A 21,752-nucleotide genomic window follows, 5' to 3' on the forward strand; every position below is an offset into this window, starting at 1 on the left:
GCGGATGCGGGGTCAGGTCGTTTCGACTGAAATCATTCGGCTCCAGCCGCCGTCAATAGGAATGCGGTGGGACGAAGAGACAGATGGTCCGGCTTCTTTCCTGACCGGCGACAGAGCACCAATGGTACTCGCCGTCCGGCGAGGTCCTGACGCGCGTATCCTTGTAGGGTACGACCTCACCGGTAATATTGATGACATAGCCTTGCGGCCTCTCGCTGATCGCCTTGGTGGCGACTGGCCGGCAATCCTGATTGGAGCAGCAGGAGAACGGGTAACTCCAGCCGGACGGCGCATCATGCGCCTTGGCCACCGCAGGCCACAAGCCAGCTGCAATCAGCGGCGGTATGAGCCAGGCGAGGTAGTATCTTCTTTCCTGAAGGACGAAGATCGCGACCGAAACATGTCCATCGGAGATGGGGCGGTAGGCTACCTTTGAGAAGCGCATGAAGAACTCCTGGTTTGGGACCACTGCTGTTCCCGCCGTCGAAGCGTTTCTTCCCGCATGCCGGCTGACGTCGGCAAGCTGCGCCGACGCCGACATCAGCATGACCCCTTCCGGGTCCTGCCTCCGTTCCTGGACATGGCGCCACGACAATCCCTGGGTGGTGCCAGCCTGCCTTATATTTGAGCATTATCCGCCGATTTGTCCGCGGCGGCAATCGGCGGCCGTCGACAAACGCTCCACGTTGCAATATCGCAACATTCTAATATTTAGCATTTGTAAGTCAGGGACTTATGCAGCGCGATCCGGAAGCTGCCGGCTTCGCGACAGCGCCGGGACGTTCCCGGCAGCTTTCATGCCCATCGAATTGGGGCTCCCGCGCGACGATCGGGGCGCCAGGGTAGCGCCCCGAAAGGTTGTCGTCAGCCTTTCAGGAAGGCGAGCATGTCGTCGTTCAGCTGCTGCTTGTGGGTATCGGTGATGCCGTGCGGCCCACCAGCATAGACCTTCAGCGTGGCGTGCGGCACCAGCGCCTTGGAAGCGCGGGCTGCAGCGTCGATCGGCACGATCTGGTCGTCGTCACCGTGGACGATCAGCGTCGGGATGTCGAACTTCTTCAGGTCCTCGGTGAAGTCGGTTTCGGAAAACGCCTTGATCGAGTCATAGGTATTCTTGTGGCCGGCCATCATGCCCTGCAGCCAGAATGAGTCGATCATGCCCTGCGAGGGCTTGGCACCGGGCCGGTTGAAGCCGAAGAACGGGCCTGAAGCGATATCCTTGTAGAGTTGCGAGCGGTCGGCGATCGACGCTGCACGGATGCCATCGAACACCTCGATCGGCAGGCCACCGGGATTGGCAGCAGTCTTGAGCATCAGCGGCGGCACGGCGGCGATCAGACCGGCCCTGGCCACACGGCTGGTACCATGGCGGCCGATATAGCGGCTGATCTCGCCGCCGCCCGTGGAGAAGCCGAACAGCGAAACGGCGTTCAACTCCAGGACTTCGATCAGATCGGCCAGGTCATCGGCATAGTGATCCATATCGTTGCCGTGCCAGGGCTGGGAGGATCGGCCGTGACCGCGACGGTCATGTGTAATGACGCGGAAACCGTGATCGGCAAGATGCAGCGCCTGGGCTTCCCAGCTGTCGGAAGACAGCGGCCAGCCGTGGCTGAGAATGACGACGGGGCCATCCTTCGGACCCCAGTCCTTGTAGTAGATCTCGACTCCATCGCGGGTGAGGATGGTGTTGACGCTCTGCTTTACCGGCGAGCGATCTGCCGACGCGCGCGCAGCCTGTTCCTCGGCGTGTGCGCGCGCGCCGGCCAGAGCGCCGGATACGGCGGCGATCCCTGCTCCGCCGACACCGGCAAGCAGGACGTTACGACGGGAAAAATTCTGGTTGTTGGCGCTATCGGACATTTGGTTGCTCCTTTGCGATGCCGCTGGCGACGCTGAGTTTATGACATACGATTTAATCGCGCGCGATATTAGTATCCGAGGCTTCCACTTGATCAGCTCAGCCGACGCAGAACAATTTGTGCTCAATCAAATCGTGCACGATGTTTATCCGCCGGCGTTTCGAATGTCAATGCCTTGCTTTAAATCGCGAACGATTTATCTTGCGCGCGACGGATAAAGGACGGGACACAATGGATCAAACATCGACCGGCAAGACCGACACGGTAAAACTCGACGACTTCCTTTGTTTCGCCATCTATTCCGCCAACCACGCCCTCAACCGCGTCTACAAGCCGCTGCTCGACGAGATCGGGCTTACCTATACGCAGTACATAGCCATGGTCACGCTCTGGGAGCAGGATGACCGAACGGTCGGCAGCCTGGGCGAAAAGCTGTTTCTGGAATCGAGCACACTGACGCCGGTGCTGAAACGTCTGGAAGGTTTGGGGCTCATCGCCCGGACGCGCGACAAGACGGATGAGCGGCAGGTGCGGGTGCAATTGACGGCAGCGGGACGCGCGCTTCAAGCTCGGGCGAAAACCATTCCGCCCTGCATTCTCGAGGCAAGCGGCCTGGAGGTGGAGGAATTGGCGCGGCTCAAGAAAGAGATCGCGGCGCTGAGATCATCGCTGCTGCGATAGCCACGCCCTGCAGGCAAGGTGTTGCGCTGTCTCCACGGCCAGCAGGGCTATCGCATATAAACTGAAGGCGATTGCGACAAGCTCCCTCTTCTCCCCGCCGGGGAGAAGTGCCGAGCGTATGCGAGGCGATGAGGGGGTTTTCTCGGCAATTTCGGCGCTATAGCCGCCGCCCCCTCATCCGGCGCTTCGCGCCACCTTCTCCCCGCCGGGGAGAAGAGGGAGACCGCCGCATATCCATATGCGATAGCCCTGACACCGCCGGGACCGATAATGCAAAAAGGCCCGGCAAAGCCGGGCCTTTCGCGATCCGATGGACCAATGGAACAACTATTCGTTCTGGAAGTAGCTGTACTTGCCGTCGTCACCCTTCTTCCAGGTGTACATGACGTAGTCCGGACGGGTGATGTCGCCCTTTTCGTCATAGCCGAACTCGCCGATGACGGTGTGGAACGGACCCTTGCCCTTGATGTTTTCGGCAACAGCCTGCGGATCATTGCTGCCGGTGGTCTTTGCAGCTTCCGCGATGACCTGCAGAGCGGCATAGGAGTACAGGGTGTAGGCTTCCGGTTCGAAGCCAGCAGCGCGGAACTTCTCAACCAGTTCCTTTGCAGCCGGGTTCTTGCGCGGATCCGGAGCAAACGTCATCAGCGTGCCGTTGACAGCGTCGCCAGCGATCGAGGCCAGTTCGTTCGAAACGATACCGTCGCCGGACATGAAGGTGGCCTTCAGGCCCTGGTCAGCCATCTGGCGCATGATGAGGCCGGCTTCGGTGTGCAGACCGCCCCAGTAAACCACGCTTACGCCGGCTTCCTTCATCTTGGCGATCAGGGCTGAGAAGTCCTTGTCGCCGGTCGTGACACCTTCGTAGACGACTTCCTTGACGCCTGCTTCGTTCATCGCCGCCTTGGTCAGATCAGCCAGGCCCTGGCCGTACGGCGTCTTGTCGTGAACAACCGCAACCTTGGCGTCTTTGAAGTTTGCAGCAATGTAGGCACCGGCAACTGCACCCTGCTGGTCGTCACGACCGCAGGTACGGAAGGTGTTCCACAGGCCGCGCTCGGTGAAGGTCGGGTTGGTGGAAGCCGGCGTGATCTGCAGGATACCGTTTTCAGCGTAGACTTCCGAGGCCGGAATCGAAACGCCCGAGTTGAAGTGACCGATGACGAACTTGACACCGTCGGCAACGAACTTGTTGGCTACGGAAACGCCCTGCTTCGGGTCGGAGACGTCGTCGCCGAGCACGATCTTGATCTGTTCGCCATTGATGCCGCCTGCAGCATTGATGTCAGCCGCGGCCTGTTCAGCACCCTTCTGGAGCTGCGCGCCGAAAGCTGCGTTCGGTCCCGTCAGCGGGCCAGCAACACCAACCAGGAGGTCGGCCCATGCAGTGCCGCTGAAAGCGACCATTGCAGTCAGCGCAACAGCCGACAAAAGTGACTTTTTCATCTTGTTACTCCCAAAAAATTGAGCGGGTGTCGTTTAAAACCGGTCACGATACCCACCATAACCGCGCCGGTATTCTCGTAACCGCAGGCGCCGCACCCGGCGCAACCGCGGGTTCCCTCTATTATTTCGATCGCCAAGAGAAGGGCGATGCCTTCTCATAGAGCCAGTAGTAATTGTTGGTCATCTGCCTCGTGCGATAGTAGCGATAGCCGGCGGTAGCAAACAACAAAAGAACGACGGTGTCCACGATATAGTACTGCAAAGTCAACATGCTGCCGTTAAAAAGCGCATGATGGATAAAGCGGATAGCGACGCCCAGAAGGAGGACGTAGATGATCAGCGTCGAGTATTTGCTCCAGCCCTCGGCAGCGCTCTTTCCCGTGCGCCAGGCCGTCCACCCGCCCATCACCACTGTGACCAGCGCGAACTGAAGAACGGTCGGTTCTTCGTAGAGAATGCCCTGCATTCCAACTCTCCCCTTCAAGGCCCCGGCAGACTGCGAGCCTGCGCAAAACGGCCCAATATACCAAATCCCACCTGCCGACTGCGGGAAACGCCGCCGGCAGGCATGGCGTCAATGATGGCCGCCCTCGAGATAGGCGGCGCGCACTTCCGGATTGGCCAGCAATTCCTTGCCGCTGCCGCTCATCGTGACCTTGCCGTTGACCATGACATAGGCGCGATGGGAGAGCTTCAAGGCAGCGAAGGCGTTCTGCTCGACGAGGAAGACGGTCAGGCCCTCCTGTTCGTTGAGCTTCCTGATCGCTTCGAAGATGCCCTTGACGATCAGCGGCGCAAGACCGAGCGATGGCTCGTCGAGCAGCAAAAGCTTGGGGCGGGCCATCAGCGCACGGCTAATCGACAACATCTGCTGCTCACCGCCGGACAGGGTACCGCCGCGTTGCGCCTGCCGCTCCTTGAGCCGCGGGAAAAGCGTGAAGATTTTTTCCACGTCCTCATCGAAATACTTCAAGTTGTCGAGGCTCGCGCCCATCTGAAGATTTTCAAGGACGGTCATGCGCGGAAAGATCCGCCGCCCTTCAGGAGACTGGGCAACGCGCAACCGGGCGATTTCGTGCGTCGGCATGCGGGTAATATCCTGTCCATCGAAGGTGACCGAACCGGCCTTCGCCTGCGGACTGCCGCATATGGTCATCATCAGGGTCGACTTACCGGCGCCGTTGGCACCGATCATGCAGACGATTTCACCGCGCCTGACCTCGACATCAACACCGGCGAGTGCGCGGATATTGCCGTAATAGGTTTCGACGCCTTTTACATTCAGGAGAGTATCGCTCATCAGTGCGTCTCTCCCGGTGCGATTTCCTCGATCTGTTCGATCACTTCTTCGACCTCATCGTCTTCAACACCGAGATAGGCCGCAATAACCTTCGGATCGTGCTTCACATAGTCCGGATTTCCGTCGGAGATCTTCTGGCCGTATTCCAGCACGACGACGTGATCGGAAATTTCCATGACCACCGACATGTCGTGCTCGATCAAAAGGATCGACGTGTCGGTGTCCTTGCGGATGCTGCGCAAGAGCTCGTTGAGAGCGAGCGATTCGCGCGGGTTGAGACCGGCCGCAGGCTCGTCGAGGCAGAGGAACTCCGGGCCTGTGCACATCGCACGCGCAATTTCCAGGCGACGCTGGGCACCATACGGCAGATCGCCGGCCGGATCGTCGGCACGATCCGTCAGGTTGGCCTTGTCGAGCCAGTATTTCGCACGCTCGATTGATTCTCCGACCGCCGCCTTGTAGGTCGGAAAGCCGAGCAGACCGAGGATGGTGTAGCCCGACGCCAGCATCAGCTTATTGTGCTGGGCGACCAACAGGTTTTCCAAAACCGTCAGGCCCGAGAAAAGCCGGATATTCTGGAAGGTGCGGGCCACCTTGGCATCGCGGTTGACTTCATAATCCGACATGCGCTCGAGAAGGTATTCCTTCCCGGCCTTCTGCCGCAATGTGATCATGCCCATCGTCGGCTTGTAGAAGCCGGTGATGCAGTTGAACACCGTCGTCTTGCCGGCCCCGTTCGGGCCGATGAGCGCGGTGATATCACCGCGATAGGCTTCGAACGACAGGTCGTTGATGGCCATCAGTCCGCCGAAACGCATCGACAGATGCTCGACTTTGAGGATTGGATCTTTCGTCATTGTGTCTGTCTCGAGGGCCATCAGCCGTGCCCTTCCTTGGTAAAGCTGCCGGAGACACTCTTGCGTTCACGCAGGAATGCCGTGGGTTCGCGCGAGCCGACGAAGCCGCGAGGCTTCCAGACCATGACGACGATCATTGCCAGACCAAAGATCAGCATGCGGTAGAGTTCCGGGGTGAAGTCCGGGCCGAAGATCTGCTTCAGGAAGTTCATTTCACGCAGCAGTTCGGTGCCGCCGATCATCACGGTCGCAGCGACGGCGATGCCGACCAGCGAGCCCATGCCGCCGAGAACCACGATCGCAAGAATGATCGCCGATTCCAGGAAGACGAAGGATTCCGGCGAGACGAAGCCCTGGCGGACCGCAAAGAACGACCCTGCAATCCCCCCGAACATCGCGCCGGTGGCGAATGCCGTCAGCTTGGTGGTAACCGTGTTGATGCCGAGCGAACGGCAGGCGATCTCGTCTTCACGCAATGCTTCCCAGGCACGGCCGATCGGCATGCGCCTCAGGCGGATCGTCACGAAGGCAGCCAGCATGCAGAGTGCCAAAGCGAGGTAGAACAGGAAGATCTTGTAATAGGCCGAGGACATCGGCAGGCCGAACGCCTTGGCGAAGTTGTTCGCGGCGCTGATGTCGAAGGACCAGATGCCGAAGACACTTGCCTTGGCGATGCCTGAGATACCGAAGGTGCCCTTGGTGACTTCCGTCCAGTTGATCAGCACCAGCCGGATGATTTCCCCGAAGGCGAGCGTCACGATCGCCAGATAGTCACCCTTGAGGCGCAGCACCGGGAATCCGAGGATGGTGCCCCATAGCGCTGCCAGGACGCCGGCGATCGGCAGGAGCAACCAGAAGGACAGGCCGAGATAGGAGGACAAGAGCGCATAGGAATAGGCGCCGACCGCATAGAAGGCGACGTAGCCAAGGTCCAGAAGACCGGCAAGGCCGACGACGATGTTCAAGCCCCATGCCAGCAAGACGTAGATGAGGATCTGGATGCCGAAATTGTCGACCCATTTCAGCGAGCCCTGAAAGCCGAACACAGCGACCATGACCAAAGGGTACGCGATCAGGGCAACGATGGCGAGCAGGTTGAAATTGCGTGCAACGAAGCCAGCCTCCCGCTCGACGACGGGAGCTGCGGCCTTCGCCGCCTTGCGCGCCTCCAGCCAGGGACGAACATAGGCGACCGCCAGGAAACGGCCGACCATGGCAAGGGCGACAAAGGTTGCCAGGAGACCCCAGCGCTGAACCAGGACAAGCTCGTTCAGAATGTTCTGGTCGGTCTTCAGCCCGACGAACAATACGAACAGCCCGAGAGCGATGAGACCCGCGTAAAAGGCCTCGCGCAGAGCCCGTGCCATCAGATTGGTGCTGACGGCCTCAGTGGTGTGCGAAATGTTTGCCATGAAACTATACCTTCTCGACTTCCGGCCGACCCAGAATACCAGACGGCTTGAAAATCAGCACGATGGCGAGGATCGAGAATGTCGCGACATCCTTGTAGTCGATGGTGAAATAGGCAGACCACAGCGATTCGATCAGACCGATCATCAGACCGCCGAGCACTGCGCCGGGCAGCGAGCCGATGCCGCCGAGAACGGCCGCCGTGAAAGCCTTGACGCCCGGCGTGAACCCGTCGGTAAAGACGATGACACCGTAGTACATCAGGTACATCGTACCGGCGACGGCCGCCAGAGCCGCACCCATGACGAAGGTGATCGAGATCGTCTTGTCGACGTCAATGCCAAGCAGCGCCGCCATCTTGCGGTCCTGCTCCGTAGCCCGCTGCGCACGGCCAAGCGGCGTGTGATTGACGATGTACCAGAAGATGGTCAGCAGAACCGCGGTCACCAGCACGATGATGATCTGCTTCAGTGAAATCGCAATGCCGAAAATGTCGTAAACGGACGACACCAGCGGCGGCACGGGCTTGTTGCGCGGGCCTTGCGTCACCTGAACGAAGTTCGACAGCGCAATCGACATGCCGATGGCGGTGATCAGCGGCGCCAGCCGGAACGAACCGCGCAGCGGGCGGTAAGCCAGCTTTTCGATCACCCAATTCCACAGGCCCGTCATGAGCATCGCGATGAGGATCATGACGAACAGGGCAAGGGCGACCGGAACGCCGCCAAAGAGCCCGACAAGGATCAGGTAGACAATCAGGGCTGCGAAGCCGCCAAGCATGAAAATATCGCCGTGGGCGAAGTTGACCATGCCGATGATGCCGTAAACCATTGTGTAGCCAATGGCGATCAAACCGTAAATCGAGCCAAGCGTCAGCCCGTTGACGAGCTGCTGGACAAAATACTCCATCTATATCCCCCGGGCCGGATCCGTTTCGGTCAGACCTCTTGTTTTAGAAGCTCTTAACGAGCCTTTTTCGATACGGATTCCATAATGCTTTCGAACAAAAAGTGAAGCGTAAAATGACAGCCTGCTGAAATTCTTTCCCAGTTTAGTGACATTGACGCTTTTAGGGCTAAAAAAAAGAGCAGTCGCATGCCGGTTTTTAGGCAGCAAACCGTGAAATCTACGGCGAGAGCCCCGCCAGTCGTTTCGGCAAGATCGCAGGTGCGATCCGCGGCACGAAGGGTTGCACCTTCGGGCGAACTGTCAGCATCTCAACGACAGACGGTTTCAGCCGGAGAAATCGATGGAGAGATCGAACTCCCGCCCCATCAGCCTCAGGTCGTCAAACAGCGATTCGGCAAGACTACGCGCGACGATCAGTTCGAATTCGTTCTCGCCGGTTCGCGCCAGATTGACGCTGATATGTCCGCACAGAAGATTCGACGCGGCGCCGATCGCGAAAGCGGAAGGGTGCAGATCGATTGCCACGCCCTTGGCCAGGATGCGGCGCGCGTTCGGACCCGACAGCCGCAGGACGATGCGACCGTCGCTCTGGTCAAGGACATAGGCGGTATCAGCAAGCACAAGCGAAAGGCTGCGCACCAGGCCGTCCGGCGTTTCCGACTGCGATACCACCAGCCACTCTCCCGGCCCGACGAATCGCAAGGATGCCTCGCTCATCGTACTCAGCGCCGCGGCGACGGCAGTTTCCTCGCCGTCAGCCGCCATGACCGTCACGATCGCCTGCCGGCGAGGAACCTCCAGGTGATCGACGGCCCGGATGCCGGGTTCCAGCGGAATGCGGCCTTCCAGTGGGTGGTGGGAAATGTAGGTCCTGATCATATCCGCTCACACCCTCAACCGCGTATTGCCGGGATCGACGAAGACCGGGTGACAGATCTCCGCCACTGTCTCGCTGCCGCCAAGCTTGTCCCAGACGACGACACGTTCGCCATAGCGTTCGCGGCCCGATTTGAGGAAGGCGAGCGCGATGTCATGACCGAGCGTCGGGGAGTGGCAGGCGGAACTGACATAGCCCTGGTCGTTCAAGGTCGACGCCTTGGCGCCCTCGCGCAGCAGGTGCGCACCGGCGCGGATATGCTGGTCCGTCTCGACGGGTTTCAGCCCGACCATCTGCATGCGGTCTGCCGCCGTCAGTCCGTAGCGCGTCGAAAGCCGCTTGCCGATGAAATCGTTTTTTTGCGCCGATACCATCCGTCCGAAACCGGCATCGTCCGGCGTCACGCGGCCGTCGAATTCGGCATGGGTGGCATGACCTTTCTCGATGCGCAGCACGTTCATGGCCTCCAGCCCATAGGCGCAGATGCCATGCGCGCTGCCCTCTGCCATGATCGCATCGGCGACGGCTTCACCCAAGCCCGCGGGCACCGCAAGCTCGTAGGCCAGTTCCCCGGAAAAGGAGATGCGGAACAGCCGCGCGTTAAGCCCGCCCTTCAGCGTCACGACGCCGGCAGAAAGGAATGGAAAGGCCTTATCCGAGACATCATCCTCGACCAGCGCCTGGACGACAAGGCGGGATTTCGGACCGGCAATCGCCATCTGCGCCCACTGATCGGTCGAGGAGCTAAAACGAACCTTGAGCTCCGGCCAGAGCACCTGCGCGCAATATTCCATATGGGACATAACCCCGCCGGCGAGCGCCGTGGTGGTGGTCATGACGAAGTGCTGCGGCGAAAGCCGGCTGGTGGTGCCATCGTCATAGACCATTGCGTCCTCGCGCAGCATCAAGCCGTAGCGCGCCTTGCCAACCGGCAGCTTGAGGAATGGATTGCAATAGAGCCGGTTGAGGAACTCGGCGGCGTCCGGCCCGAAAATCTCGATCTTGCCGAGCGTCGAAACATCGCAGAGCCCGACATGCTGGCGCACGTTGACAACCTCGCGATCGGTGCTGTCCCGCCATGTTTTCTCGCCGTGCCGGGCGAAATAGGCCGGCCGATACCACAGGCCGGAATCGACAAAGGTCGCACCGTTCTTTTCCGCCCAGCCATACAGAGGCGACTTGCGCACCGGCACGGCACGCTCGTCACGCGCTGTTCCGGCAAGGGCACCGATTGCGACCGGCGTATAGAAGGGACGGAAGGTGATGGTTCCGACGTCTCCGGGGCTGATACCCTGCATGCTCGCCAGAAGGCCGGTGGTGTTGACAGCCGACAGCTTGCCCTGATCCGTTGCCATGCCGGCAGTGGTGTAGCGCTTGGCATGCTCGACATGGCCGAAACCTTCCCTGAGAGCCAGACCGAGATCCTTGACATCGACGTCATTCTGGAAATCGACAAAGGCTTTCGCCCTGGCGCCCGGGGCGTACCACAATGCCGTGAAGGAGGGATCGACTTCCTCGCCCACCGCGGGCAACGGATTGCCAGCGGATGGAAAACCGAGATCAGCCGCGATCCTTGCAGCCCGTTCCGCGCCGTCCTGAAGACAACCGCCAAGGCTGTATCGGCCGGCGGCAGAGCCGGCGACGACCAGCCCCTTGCCAATGTCAGGCGCAAGAAACGTGTTCAGTTCCGGCGACCAGACCGGTTTCGCGCCACGCTGGCAGGCGAGATGAATGACCGGGTTCCAGCCGCCGGACATGCCGATCGCGTCGCAGGCAATCGTTTCCTCGAAGCCCGCGCGTTCAACGACAAGGCCGCGGATGCGCTGGCGCCCGCGCGTGTCGATGACCGACGCGGACTGGATGACCCGCACGCCCGCTGGTGCAGCGTCGTGCGGCGCTTCGCGACTGTCGATGATGGCCGCCACCTCGATGCCATGAGCGGCAAGGTCGCTGGCTGTCCTGTAACCCGCACTGCCGTTGGTGAAGATCGCCACCGACCTGCCCGCCGCAACGCCGAACCGGTTGGCATAGGTGCGCATGGCACCTGACATCATCACGCCCGGCCGATCGTTGCCGCCGAACACCAGCGGCCGTTCCTCCGCGCCCGTCGCGAGCAGCGCGCGCTTGGCGACGATACGCCAGAGCCGCTCCACCGGCAGCTTCGCCTGTGGCGCGACCACATGCTTCTGCACCCGCTCCAGCGCACCGAAGACATTGTCATCATACCAGCCGAAGACGGTCGTGCGCGGCATGATCGTGATATTCGGCAAAGCGCGAAGCTCGGCAAGGCATGCCTCGGCGAAATCCACCGCAGGGCGGTCGTCGATGCGTGTCGTCTCGGCCAGCAGCGAACCGCCGAGCCGGAAATCTTCGTCCGCCAGAATGACCCGCAGCCCGGCGCGGCCGGCAGTCAACGCCGCCATCAGACCCGTCGGTCCGGCGCCGACGACGAGCAGGTCGCAATGGGCCCAGCACTTCTCGTAGCTGTGCGGATCGTGTTCCAGCACGGCCCGGCCGAGACCTGCGGCGCGGCGAATGAGAGGCTCGTAGACCTTCTCCCAGAAGGCAGCCGGCCACATGAAGGTCTTGTAGTAGAAACCCGCCGACAGGAATGGCGACAGAAGACCGTTGAGGGCGCCGATGTCGTATTTCAGCGACGGCCAGCGGTTCTGGCTGCGGGCGTCGAGCCCCGCGCAAAGCTCGGCGACCGTTGCCCTGGTATTCGGGTCGGTGGCTGCCCCCTTGCCGATCGCAACCAGCGCATTCGGCTCGGAAGGGCCAGCCGTGACGATGCCGCGCGGCCGGTGATACTTGAAGCTGCGGCCGACCAGAAGCTGATCATTGGCAAGCAGGGCCGAGGCCAGCGTATCGCCTGCATATCCCTTCATGGCCCGGCCGTCGAACTTGAAGCCCAACGTGTTGCTGCGGTCGATGACGCCGCCGGATGCAAGGCGATAGGCGGTCATCGGCCACCCTCCCGCGCCACGGCTGCGCCATCCGTTACCGAAAAGACGTCATGGGTAAAGGTATCGCGCTCGACGACGAGCCATCGCCGGCAGCCGGCAACATGGTGCCAGTGCTCCTGATGGCGGCCCCGCGGGTTGGAACGCAGATGAACGTAATCATGCCAGGCCTCGTCGGAGGCCTCGGGGGCCGGGCGCGTCACCGACGCGTCGCCGCGGATCGAAAATTCCTGTCTGGGCCGTATGCCGCAGTGCGGACAATGAATGAGGCTTGCCATGCGGGTCTCAATGCAGATTGGGTTGCGGGCCGGCGCCGCGTTCATCGATGGCATAGCCGCGCTGGAAGCGATCGAGACGCAGGAAACGGGCGACGGGATGGGTCTCGTCCTTGGCGATGAGATGGGCGAAACACCATCCCGAGGCCGGCGTCGCCTTGAAGCCGCCGTAACACCAGCCGCAGTTCAGGTAGAGATTGGCGATTGGCGTATGGCTGATGATTGGCGAGCCGTCCATGCTCATATCCATGACGCCGCCCCAGGAGCGCAGGACGCGCACGCGCGACAGGCCGGGGATCATCGACACCCCCTCCTCCATCACATGTTCGACCGTCGCCAGATTGCCGCGCTGGGCATAGGAATTGTACCCGTCGATCTCGCCGCCGAACACGAGGCCGCCCTTGTCTGACTGGGAGATGTAGAAATGCCCGGCGCCGTAGGTGATGACATGGTTGATCGCCGGCTTCAGCCCTTCAGTGACGAAGGCCTGCAGCACATGACTTTCGATCGGCAGTTTCAGGTCGGCCATCTGACCGACGCGTGAGGTGTTGCCTGCCGCCGCAAGGCCCAGCCTGCCACAGCCGATGAAGCCCTTCGATGTCTCGACCCCTGTCACGAGACCGTTTTCGCGGCGAATGCCGGTGACCTCGCAATTCTGGATGAGGTCGACGCCGAGGCGATCGGCGGCGCGGGCGTAACCCCAGGCGACAGCGTCGTGCCGCGCCGTGCCGCCGCGCTTCTGCAGCAGCCCGCCTAGGATCGGGAAGCGCGCATGGTCGAAATTGAGGAAGGGGAGCATCTTCTTCAGCGCGGCCCGGTCGAGCAGCTCGGCTGCAACGCCCTCCATCCACATGGCATTGCCGCGGCGGATATAGGCGTCGCGCTGACTGTCATTGTGGTAGAGATTGATGACGCCGCGCTGAGAGAGCATGGCGTTGTAGTTGAGATCCTGCTCCAGGCCTTCCCAGAGCTTCATCGAGAATTCGTAGAACGGCTCGTTTGCGGGCAGCATGTAGTTGGAGCGCACGATCGTCGTGTTGCGGCCGACATTACCCGAACCGAGATAGCCCTTTTCCAGCACCGCGATGTTCTTGAGGCCGAATTCCTTCGCAAGATAGTAGGCCGTCGCCAGCCCGTGGCCACCGCCGCCGACGATGATCACGTCATAGAAGGGTTTCGGCTCCGGCTGGCGCCAGGCCCGCTTCCAGTTGAGGTTGCCCGAAAGCGCGTTCCTGACGATCGATAATGCCGAATAGCGCATGCCAGTCCCATTTTCCCCATCATGCTGCCGCGCCGCATCTGCACGGGCTGCGACCTGTGCAAAGGCCGCCTCGGCCCACGCCATGCTGTCGAATCTCTAGCCGAAGCGAACCCGCGACACAGTGCCAAATCCGGCACAGTCGGAAAAATTCGACGAACAAATCTTGAAAAGACCGGTAAGGAACGTGGATGTATACTCGTCGTTCCGGACAACATCATCGGCGGTTTCCGGAGAAATTCATCAGGGGCGCGGGAAGCAAATGCTGGACATACTGGAAGAAGCGGCCGTGGCAGCGGGGAAGGCAATCCTCGACGTCTATCATGCCGGCCCGGATGTCAGCTACAAGGCCGACTCCTCCCCCGTCACCGATGCCGACGAGAGCGCGGAAAGGATCATCCTCGATCGGCTGGCAGCGGCCTTTCCGGACATCCCTGTCGTCGCCGAGGAAGCCGTATCGGCCGGGTACGTTCCCGATATCGAGGGCAAGCCCTTCTTTCTCGTTGATCCGCTCGACGGCACCAAGGAATTCGTCGGCCGCAACGACGATTTCACCGTCAACATCGCCTTGGTCGAAAACGGCGAGCCTGTCGCCGGCGTCGTCTACGCGCCCGCGCTCGGCATCCTCTACGCCGCCAGCCGCAACAAGGCGGAGAAGGCCGTCGTCTCCGGCCAACGCGAAATCGGCCCGCCGACGATCATCGGCTGCCGCAGCCGCGGCGACCGCCTCGTCGCGCTGGCCAGCCGGTCGCACAACAGCGAGGAAACCATCGCCTACCTCGCCGAGCACGGCATCACCGATTACGAGTCCATCGGCTCGTCGCTGAAATTCTGTCTTCTCGCCGAAGGTCTGGCCGACATCTATCCACGCCTCAGCCGGACGATGGAATGGGACACCGCCGCCGGCGACGCCGTTTTGCGGGCGGCCGGCGGCGAAACACTCACCATGGACGGCAATCCCCTGTCCTACGGAAAGCGCAATCAGGCCTTCGACGTGGACTTCGCCAACCCGCACTTCGTTTCGCGGGGAAAAAAATGACCTGAGTTTTCGCAAGGCGCGCACCGCGCGTCTCGTCGCTGTGAGGCGGCAGCGGGAACAGTCGGGCGAAATTCCCCTTTGCGGCCAACGCAACATTGGAGCATCCGTCCCCGCTTTGCCGTGAACAGATACCCTTCTCCTGACGACAAAGGAGAACCGCCCGATGAGCGAGACCACCGCCAATCTCGAACTGCCCTATATCCTGCCCTCCCAGGCACAAAAGCACGTCACCCACAATGAAGCACTGCAGCGGCTCGACGCCGTCGCCCAGCTGACGGTGACCGCGAGCTTGCCAACCCCGCCTTCCGATCCACAGGAAGGAACTTGCTACGATATCGCCGCGTCATCCACCGGCGCATGGACCGGCAAGAGCGGCAAACTCGCCTTCCGCCAGGACGGCGACTGGATCTTCATCAGCCCGAAAGAGGGCTGGCGCGGCTGGTTCCTCGCCGAGGACAAATTGAAGATCCACAACGGCACCACCTGGGCCATCCATGACGCCATCGGCACACCGTCTTATCTCGGCATCAACACCACCGCCGACAACACCAACCGGCTTGCCGTCTCGGCCGCCGCCACGCTGCTGACCCATGACGGCAATGGTCACCAGGTGAAGGTGAACAAGGCGGTAGCCGGCGACACCGCAAGCCTGTTGTTCCAGAGCGGCTGGTCGGGCCGGGCGGAAATGGGCCTTGCCGGCACGGATGAATTCGCCATCAAGGTCAGCCCCGACGGCACCAGCTGGACGCCTGCACTCGATATTACCGGACAGGGCCAGGTGCGCATGCCGCAGCGGCCGTTGGTACGCGCCACCCGCGGCGGCGGCGTGCTGACGCCCGCATCCGGCTCGCAGACCGGGTTCTCTACCCTGATCGTCAACCAGGGCGGCTTCACCCTTGGCGCCACGGTCGCCGGCGGCGGCAACCGGCTGATCGTTCCCTTGAACGCCCCTTACCTCGTCGCCCTCGGCGTCGAAGCCAATCCCGCCGGAGCGTTTTCGGTTGCCGTAAAGGTCAATGGGACGACGACGATCGCCAGCATCAACGACAACGACGCGGCCTCCGCGTCCTACGGCAATTGCGCGATCGGAATGGCGCATCTGAATGCCGGGGACTGGCTGGTACTCGAACACACGGGAACCACGCCGCTCGATTTCGGCTTTGACAAAACGGAGCTGACGGTGGTCATGCTGTGAAAGCGGGCCACAGGCAGGGTTGTTTTTCTCCGAGTCACAGTAGACGACAGCATCGGCAACACCCCCTCTGTCACTTCGTGACATCTCCCCCTCAAGGGGGGAGATCGAAGCAGAGGCCAGTTCCTCGCCAATCTCCCCCTTGAAGGGGAGATGCCCGGCAGGGCAGAGGGGGGTGAGGAGAGTTATGGATCAGTCTCAACAGGCATCCCGAAAGAGGGACGATACCTCCTAGACCGGCACCGCCTCCCCGGAAACCGGCGCGTCGGCCGTCGCCTCCGTCTCCTCGCCCACTTCTTTCGGCGGCTTGATACGGAACCAGGCGAGATAGAGCGCCGGCAGGAAGAGCAGCGTGAGCACCGTGCCGACGATGATGCCGCCCATCATGGCGTAGGCCATCGGACCCCAGAAGATTTCGCGCGCGATCGGGATCAGCGCCAGGCTGGCTGCCGCGGCGGTGAGCATGATCGGCCGCATGCGGTGTTCGGTCGCCTCCCGCACGGCCTGCCAGGGCGCCATCCCCTCCTTGCGCAGATCCTCGATCTGCACGACCAGGATGACGGAGTTGCGTATCAGGATGCCGATCAGCGCCAGGATGCCGAGAATGGCGACGAAGCCCATCGGCGAATTGCTCGACAAAAGCGCCGCGACCACCCCGATCAGCGCCAGCGGCGCCACCGCAAAGACAAGGAACAATCGCGAGAAGCTCTGAAGCTGGATCATCAGGATCGTCGCCATGACGAACAGCATTAATGGCACGACCGCCGCAATCGGCGCCTGGCTCTTGGCGCTTTCCTCGACGCTGCCGCCGAGTGTCACCTTGTATCCAGGCGGCAGCTTTTCGGCGTAGGCGGCGACGTCCTTTTGCAGCTGCGCGACGATCGTCGCCGGCTGCGTCGGGCCGTTGATGCCCGCCTTGACGGTCAGCGTCGGCATGCGCGAACGCCGCCAGACCACCGGCTGCTCCATTTCGTATCGGAAGTTCGCGACCGCGGCGAGCGGTACGGAGGTGCCGCTTGCGCCCGGCAGCTGAAGATCACGCAAGGTCTCGATCGATTGCCGCTCCGACGCCTTGGCACGGGCAACGACGTTGATCAGATAGATATCGTCACGAACCTGCGTGACGGTCGTACCGCCGACGATGCCGTTCAGCGCCGAGGAGATATCCTGCGACGTGACGCCGAGCTGGCGGGCCTTGTCCTGCAGAACATCGACCTTGATTACGCGGCCTGGCTCGTTCCAGTCATAGACGATGTCGCCGAGCAGCGGATGGCGCCCGAGAACGCTGCCGAGTTCGAGCGCATGCTTGCGCACTTCGCCGATGTCCGGTCCGCTGACGCGGTATTGCACCGGACGGCCGACGGGCGGGCCGATGTCGAGCAGCTTCACGTAGGCATCCGTACCGATAAAGGTTTGCTTCAGGTATTTCTGCAGGTCGGCGCGGACCTTGTCGCGCACTTCCAGGCTCTTGGTCACGATGATCGTCTGGCCGAAGGACGTATCCGGCGGCTGGACGTCGAAGGACAAGACGAAGCGTACCGCGCCCTGGCCAACATAGGTGGACCAGCGTTCGATATCGGGATTGCCGACGAGCTTGTCCTTTTCGAACTTCGCCATCTGCGCGTCGGTCTCGGTGATCGATGCGTTTTGCGGCAGCGACCAGTCGACGATCAGCTCAAGCCGGTCGGACGACGGGAAGAACTGTTGCTGAACGTGGCCCATGCCGAAGACGGACGCCGCAAAAACGATCACGGTGGCGACGATGGTGGTCCAGCGCCAGCGCATGCACAGGAGGAGAACGGCGGCGAACATCCGCCCCAGGCGACCTTTCTTGCCGTGATGCAGCTTCATGGTCTTCGGCAGGATGGTGACGCCGAGCAACGGCGCAAACACCACGGCAACGATCCACGAGACCAGCAGCGAAACGGCGATGACGACGAACAGCGTGAAGGTGAATTCGCCGGCGGCGCTGTCGTTGAGGCCGACCGGAATGAAGCTCGCGACGGTGACGAGCGTGCCCGTCAGCATCGGAAAGGCGGTCGAGGTATAGACAAACGTCGCTGCCTTGCGCAGCGTATCGCCCGCCTCCAGCCGTGCCACCATCATTTCCACCGCGATCATCGCGTCGTCGACGAGAAGGCCGAGCGCGATGATCAGCGCGCCGAGCGAAATGCGCTGCAGCGAAATACCGAAATAGGACATGACGACGAAGGTGATGGCAAGCGTCAGCGGGATAGACAGGGCGACGACGAAGCCGGCGCGCATGCCGAGGCTGACAAAGCTGACGGCAAGCACGATGATCACCGCTTCCGCCAATCCGCGGGTGAACCCCGAAACGGCCTCTTCGACGATCAGCGGCTGGTCGGAGACGAGATGCACGCCGACACCGACCGGCAACTCGGCTTCCACCGCCTTGATCTGCTCCTCGACATGGGCACCGAAGTCCAGGAGGTTGGCGCCCTGCTTCATGCCGATGGCAAGACCGATCGCGGGCTGTCCGTTGAAACGAAACAGTGCCGAGGGCGGATCGGTATATCCGCGGGTGATCGTGGCTATGTCGCTCAGCCGGAAGAAGCGCTCGTTCACCTGCAGGTTGACCGCGCGCAGGCTTTCTTCCGAGGTAAACTGGCCGCTGACGCGCAGGCTGATGCGCTCTCCCTCGGCCTGCACGACGCCCGAGGGCGCGATGGCGTTCTGCGCCTGCAGCGTGGCGACGACCGCGTTCTGGTCGATGCCGAGCGCGGCGAGCTGGCGCGCCGAGAACTCAAGATAGATCACCTCGTCCTGCGCGCCAATGATATCGACCTTGCCGATGTTCGGAACGGTCAGGATCTGCCGGCGGGCGTCCTCGACATAGTCGCGCAATTGCCTCTGCGACAGGCCATCGGCGGTGAAGGCATAGATATTGCCGAACACATCGCCGAACCGGTCATTGAACGATGGCCCCACGACGCCGGAGGGAAACTGGCCGCTGATATCGCGGATCATGTTGCGCACGGTCACCCAGATCGAGGCGACATCGCGGGCCTTCGTCGACTGCTTCAGGTTGACGAAGACGAGCGTCTGGCCCGAAGTGGTGATGCTGCGGGTGTAATCGAGGGATTCCAGCTCTTCGAGCTTGCGCTCGATGCGCTCGGTGACCTGCCGCGTGGTCTCCTCGACCGAAGCGCCCGGCCATTGGGCCGAAATCGTCATGGTCTTGATGGTGAAGGACGGGTCTTCCTCGCGGCCGAGGCTCAGATAGGAAAAAAAGCCGAGCAGGCCGAAGACGATCATGAAATACCAGACCATCGATGCATGATCGAGTGCCCAGTCGGAAAGGTTGAACTTCTTCATGACCGCGCCTTGTTTTCGAATTTCACTTTCTGCCCTTCCCCAAGACTGTGCACTCCGGCTGTCACGACACGCATCCCGGCGTCGATGCCGGCGGTAACGACGATCCCGCTTCCGAGCGCAGGCCCGGTGATCACTTCGCGGCTCTTGACGGTTCCGTCACCCTCGTCGACCACCCAGACAAAGGATTTGCCGTCGCGCAGAAGGATAGCGGTCGCCGGCAGAACCATCTGCTCGACGGCGGCTTCCTTCAGGGAAGCGGTGATCGTCGTTCCGAGCCGGAAACTCTCCGGCGGGTTTTCAAGAGCTATCTTGATGCGGCGCGTTCGCGTGGCGGCATCTGCGGCCGGCGCGATCTCGCGCACCTTGCCGCTCACCGCCATGGCAGGATTGATCTGCAGGGTCACCGAAAACGGTGTGCCCACCGGCAACAGCGCATTCCCATCCGGGACATCCACCACGGCGTCGCGCTCATCTGGCCGGGCCACCGTCACAACGGCGGCGCCGGCGGCGACGACCTGCCCGACCTCTGCCCCGGTCTGCGTCACGACGCCGTCGAATGCAGCCGTGACTTGCGTATAGGAAAGCTGCTCTTTGGCTTTCGCCAAGGCGGCCTGGGCCTGCACGACCGAAGCTTCAGCGGCCGTCCTCGCCTGCTCGGTGTTTTCCACTGCCGCCTGCGTTTCCGTACCAACCTTGAAGAGTGCCTTGGCGCGGCGCTCGACGGAAACGGCATTGGCGAGCGTGGCTTGGGCATTGGCGAGATCTGCGCGGGCCGACCCGACCGCAAGCTGGAGCGCGGTAGGATCGAGCGTCGCCAACAATTGACCGCGGCGGACCACATCGCCGGTATCGACGTCGCGGGCCACAAGAAGACCGGTCGTGCGGGGACCGAAAGCAGTCTGAACCTTCGGCTGCACGGTGCCTGCGAAAGTGGAACCGGGCAGCCGCGTGGGGGTGACGATTTGCGAAAGCACCGGACGTATCGCCGGAGATGCCTGCTCCTCGCCCTTCTGGCAACCCGTGAGCATCAGTAGCGTCATAGGCGCGAAAACCAGCGCCAGCGATATCCGGTTCATTCCGCCTGCTCCTTGATGACGTCGACAGCCTCGCCGGGACGCAACATCTTTGCACCATCGACCACCACGGTTTCGCCCTTGGCGATGCCATCGGAAATGAGCACGCGGCCCTTCTCGTACGTCGCCACCGTCACCGGCTTCAGATCGACGGTGCTGTTCTTTTCATCCACCACCCAGACGGCAGGCCTGCCATCCAGTTCGGAAAGGCTGGTCCAGGGCAGGATAACCAGTTTCATTGGCCGGGAACTGGCAAAACCGGTGACCGGCGCGCCCAGCGTCATGCGGTCGGGCGTGCGGTCCATCGATACCTTAACGCGCACCGTGCCCATCGCCGCATCGATCGTCGGCGAGATCTCACTGACCACGCCTTCGGCCTTGACCAAGGGGTCGCTGACCAACGCCAGGCCGATCTTGGGCGGCTCCGCGGGCCTTTCGAAGAGCAGCGATTCGTAGACGTTGAAGATCGCATCGCGCGGGCCGTCCCTCGCAACGCTGAACATGGTTTGTGCGGCCTGAACCACCTGGCCCGCTTCGGCGTTGCGCACGGTGACGATGCCGTCGGCGTCGGCCCGAAGCTCGGTATAGGACAGGGCATCCTGCGACGTGCCGAGTTGCGCCTTCGCGGAATCGAGCGATGCCTCGGCAGTCCGCAAGGCCGTTTGCGCCTGATCGAAGGCTTCCTGTGTCGTGGAATTTTTCGCAAGCAGGGATTTTTGACGTTCGAAGGCGGACGTTGCCTGCCTCACCTGCGCTTCCGCCGAACGGACTGCGGCCTCCGACGATCTGACATCCGCCTGCTGCACCCTCGGGTCGATGCGCGCCAGAACGTCTCCGACCGTCACGTGCGATCCCACATCCGCATACCACTCCGTTACCTGACCGCTGACGCGGAACGAAAGATTGGTCTGGACATGGGCGACGACCTCGCCAGTGAGCATCACCCTATGCTGATAGTCTACAACGTCGGCGCTTTGCACCCGCACCGCCGCCTTTTCCTTCTCCGGTTGCTGCGTCTCGCCCTGGCAGGAGGTGAGAATCAGCATAACGGCAGTCGCCCCCAACCACCTGACCGGGCCGTAATGTTGTTTTCCGTTCATCTGCGGCTGCTCGCTCCGAAAATCGCGCTGAACCATTTATTGTGGCCCCTCAATATAGAAGGTCAGAGAACATGACAAGCCACCCGCACGGACAGGACGCAATTTTCACGCGAGAAGAATCGCCCCTCGTGGTCACCAAGCAGACTTGGTCTGCGAATTTATGAGAATTTCTTA

The 21,752-nt window shown here is 61.7% G+C and carries 18 protein-coding genes; 3 read left to right on the forward strand and 15 right to left on the reverse strand.

What is annotated here, in order from left to right; translation table 11 throughout:
- Positions 1–52 precede the first annotated feature (52 nt).
- Together JNB71_RS06220 and JNB71_RS06225 are read right to left on the reverse strand one after the other, a co-directional pair.
- A complete protein-coding gene (locus JNB71_RS06220) occupies positions 53–346 on the reverse strand; it encodes a hypothetical protein (RefSeq protein ID WP_220371166.1) in 294 nt (97 codons plus the stop codon).
- A gap of 518 nt (positions 347–864) precedes the next feature.
- Positions 865–1,863, reverse strand: a complete 999-nt coding sequence (locus tag JNB71_RS06225; RefSeq protein WP_220370916.1) for an alpha/beta fold hydrolase — start codon at positions 1,861–1,863, stop codon at positions 865–867.
- Between the two features lie 230 nt (positions 1,864–2,093).
- Between JNB71_RS06225 and JNB71_RS06230 the strand changes: the two genes are divergently transcribed.
- Positions 2,094–2,543 carry a MarR family winged helix-turn-helix transcriptional regulator gene (locus JNB71_RS06230; RefSeq protein ID WP_220370917.1) on the forward strand — a complete coding sequence of 150 codons (450 nt, stop codon included), beginning with the start codon at positions 2,094–2,096 and terminating at the stop codon, positions 2,541–2,543.
- A gap of 327 nt (positions 2,544–2,870) precedes the next feature.
- On the opposite strand, the gene JNB71_RS06235 is transcribed toward JNB71_RS06230, so the two are convergent.
- The 10 genes from JNB71_RS06235 to JNB71_RS06280 form a co-directional block, all read right to left on the reverse strand.
- Positions 2,871–3,989, reverse strand: a complete 1,119-nt coding sequence (locus JNB71_RS06235) for a branched-chain amino acid ABC transporter substrate-binding protein (RefSeq protein ID WP_220370918.1) — start codon at positions 3,987–3,989, stop codon at positions 2,871–2,873.
- Positions 3,990–4,110: 121 nt separating this feature from the next.
- Entirely contained in the window at positions 4,111–4,455 is a 345-nt protein-coding gene (locus JNB71_RS06240) for a DUF6867 family protein (RefSeq protein ID WP_220370919.1), read from the reverse strand.
- Between the two features lie 108 nt (positions 4,456–4,563).
- Positions 4,564–5,289, reverse strand: coding sequence for an ABC transporter ATP-binding protein (locus tag JNB71_RS06245; protein ID WP_220370920.1), 726 nt, complete (start codon positions 5,287–5,289; stop codon positions 4,564–4,566).
- Positions 5,289–6,167 (reverse strand): ABC transporter ATP-binding protein, encoded by an 879-nt coding sequence (locus JNB71_RS06250; RefSeq protein WP_220370921.1) that lies wholly within the window; start codon positions 6,165–6,167, stop codon positions 5,289–5,291. Before JNB71_RS06250 ends, JNB71_RS06245 begins: the two co-directional genes overlap by 1 nt.
- On the reverse strand, positions 6,167–7,558 hold the full coding sequence (gene livM, locus JNB71_RS06255; RefSeq protein ID WP_220370922.1) for a high-affinity branched-chain amino acid ABC transporter permease LivM: 1,392 nt from the start codon (positions 7,556–7,558) through the stop codon (positions 6,167–6,169). The genes JNB71_RS06250 and livM overlap by 1 nt, the downstream gene beginning before the upstream one ends.
- 4 nt (positions 7,559–7,562) lie before the next feature.
- On the reverse strand, positions 7,563–8,465 hold the full coding sequence (locus JNB71_RS06260) for a branched-chain amino acid ABC transporter permease (protein ID WP_220370923.1): 903 nt from the start codon (positions 8,463–8,465) through the stop codon (positions 7,563–7,565).
- A gap of 324 nt (positions 8,466–8,789) precedes the next feature.
- Positions 8,790–9,344 (reverse strand): sarcosine oxidase subunit gamma, encoded by a 555-nt coding sequence (locus JNB71_RS06265; RefSeq protein ID WP_220370924.1) that lies wholly within the window; start codon positions 9,342–9,344, stop codon positions 8,790–8,792.
- A gap of 6 nt (positions 9,345–9,350) precedes the next feature.
- Positions 9,351–12,308 carry a sarcosine oxidase subunit alpha family protein gene (locus JNB71_RS06270; RefSeq protein ID WP_220370925.1) on the reverse strand — a complete coding sequence of 986 codons (2,958 nt, stop codon included), beginning with the start codon at positions 12,306–12,308 and terminating at the stop codon, positions 9,351–9,353.
- Positions 12,305–12,583 carry a sarcosine oxidase subunit delta gene (locus tag JNB71_RS06275; RefSeq protein WP_220370926.1) on the reverse strand — a complete coding sequence of 93 codons (279 nt, stop codon included), beginning with the start codon at positions 12,581–12,583 and terminating at the stop codon, positions 12,305–12,307. The genes JNB71_RS06270 and JNB71_RS06275 overlap by 4 nt, the downstream gene beginning before the upstream one ends.
- Positions 12,584–12,590: 7 nt before the next feature.
- The gene (locus tag JNB71_RS06280) at positions 12,591–13,841 is read right to left on the reverse strand and encodes a sarcosine oxidase subunit beta family protein (protein ID WP_220371167.1); all 1,251 of its coding nucleotides are present in this window, start codon (positions 13,839–13,841) and stop codon (positions 12,591–12,593) included.
- Between the two features lie 259 nt (positions 13,842–14,100).
- Here JNB71_RS06280 and cysQ point away from each other — a divergent pair, with 259 nt between their 5' ends.
- The gene (gene cysQ, locus JNB71_RS06285; protein ID WP_220370927.1) at positions 14,101–14,877 is read left to right on the forward strand and encodes a 3'(2'),5'-bisphosphate nucleotidase CysQ; all 777 of its coding nucleotides are present in this window, start codon (positions 14,101–14,103) and stop codon (positions 14,875–14,877) included.
- A 163-nt stretch (positions 14,878–15,040) separates the two neighbouring features.
- Positions 15,041–16,072 (forward strand): DUF2793 domain-containing protein, encoded by a 1,032-nt coding sequence (locus tag JNB71_RS06290; protein ID WP_220370928.1) that lies wholly within the window; start codon positions 15,041–15,043, stop codon positions 16,070–16,072.
- Positions 16,073–16,300: 228 nt separating this feature from the next.
- On the opposite strand, the gene JNB71_RS06295 is transcribed toward JNB71_RS06290, so the two are convergent.
- The 3 genes from JNB71_RS06295 to JNB71_RS06305 are packed head-to-tail and all read right to left on the reverse strand — an operon-like array spanning position 16,301 to position 21,524.
- A complete protein-coding gene (locus tag JNB71_RS06295) occupies positions 16,301–19,405 on the reverse strand; it encodes an efflux RND transporter permease subunit (protein ID WP_220370929.1) in 3,105 nt (1,034 codons plus the stop codon).
- A complete protein-coding gene (locus JNB71_RS06300; RefSeq protein WP_220370930.1) occupies positions 19,402–20,481 on the reverse strand; it encodes an efflux RND transporter periplasmic adaptor subunit in 1,080 nt (359 codons plus the stop codon). The genes JNB71_RS06295 and JNB71_RS06300 overlap by 4 nt, the downstream gene beginning before the upstream one ends.
- Positions 20,478–21,524, reverse strand: a complete 1,047-nt coding sequence (locus tag JNB71_RS06305) for an efflux RND transporter periplasmic adaptor subunit (RefSeq protein ID WP_223215753.1) — start codon at positions 21,522–21,524, stop codon at positions 20,478–20,480. Before JNB71_RS06305 ends, JNB71_RS06300 begins: the two co-directional genes overlap by 4 nt.
- Positions 21,525–21,752 lie beyond the last annotated feature (228 nt).

Source organism: Rhizobium herbae, from assembly GCF_019511375.1.
Taxonomy (GTDB): Bacteria; Pseudomonadota; Alphaproteobacteria; order Rhizobiales; family Rhizobiaceae; genus Pararhizobium; species Pararhizobium herbae_A.

Excerpts from the sequence above, each read along its gene's own strand:
- JNB71_RS06290 (WP_220370928.1), top strand. The coding sequence starts at position 15,041 with ATGAGCGAGACCACCGCCAATCTCGAACTGCCCTATATCCTGCCCTCC.
- livM (WP_220370922.1), bottom strand. The coding sequence starts at position 7,558 with ATGGCAAACATTTCGCACACCACTGAGGCCGTCAGCACCAATCTGATG.
- cysQ (WP_220370927.1), top strand. The coding sequence starts at position 14,101 with ATGCTGGACATACTGGAAGAAGCGGCCGTGGCAGCGGGGAAGGCAATC.
- JNB71_RS06250 (WP_220370921.1), bottom strand. The coding sequence starts at position 6,167 with ATGGCCCTCGAGACAGACACAATGACGAAAGATCCAATCCTCAAAGTC.
- JNB71_RS06245 (WP_220370920.1), bottom strand. The coding sequence starts at position 5,289 with ATGAGCGATACTCTCCTGAATGTAAAAGGCGTCGAAACCTATTACGGC.
- JNB71_RS06225 (WP_220370916.1), bottom strand. The coding sequence starts at position 1,863 with ATGTCCGATAGCGCCAACAACCAGAATTTTTCCCGTCGTAACGTCCTG.
- JNB71_RS06300 (WP_220370930.1), bottom strand. The coding sequence starts at position 20,481 with ATGAACCGGATATCGCTGGCGCTGGTTTTCGCGCCTATGACGCTACTG.
- JNB71_RS06280 (WP_220371167.1), bottom strand. The coding sequence starts at position 13,841 with ATGCGCTATTCGGCATTATCGATCGTCAGGAACGCGCTTTCGGGCAAC.
- JNB71_RS06265 (WP_220370924.1), bottom strand. The coding sequence starts at position 9,344 with ATGATCAGGACCTACATTTCCCACCACCCACTGGAAGGCCGCATTCCG.
- JNB71_RS06295 (WP_220370929.1), bottom strand. The coding sequence starts at position 19,405 with ATGAAGAAGTTCAACCTTTCCGACTGGGCACTCGATCATGCATCGATG.
- JNB71_RS06230 (WP_220370917.1), top strand. The coding sequence starts at position 2,094 with ATGGATCAAACATCGACCGGCAAGACCGACACGGTAAAACTCGACGAC.
- JNB71_RS06270 (WP_220370925.1), bottom strand. The coding sequence starts at position 12,308 with ATGACCGCCTATCGCCTTGCATCCGGCGGCGTCATCGACCGCAGCAAC.
- JNB71_RS06240 (WP_220370919.1), bottom strand. The coding sequence starts at position 4,455 with ATGCAGGGCATTCTCTACGAAGAACCGACCGTTCTTCAGTTCGCGCTG.
- JNB71_RS06305 (WP_223215753.1), bottom strand. The coding sequence starts at position 21,524 with ATGCTGATTCTCACCTCCTGCCAGGGCGAGACGCAGCAACCGGAGAAG.
- JNB71_RS06235 (WP_220370918.1), bottom strand. The coding sequence starts at position 3,989 with ATGAAAAAGTCACTTTTGTCGGCTGTTGCGCTGACTGCAATGGTCGCT.
- JNB71_RS06275 (WP_220370926.1), bottom strand. The coding sequence starts at position 12,583 with ATGGCAAGCCTCATTCATTGTCCGCACTGCGGCATACGGCCCAGACAG.
- JNB71_RS06260 (WP_220370923.1), bottom strand. The coding sequence starts at position 8,465 with ATGGAGTATTTTGTCCAGCAGCTCGTCAACGGGCTGACGCTTGGCTCG.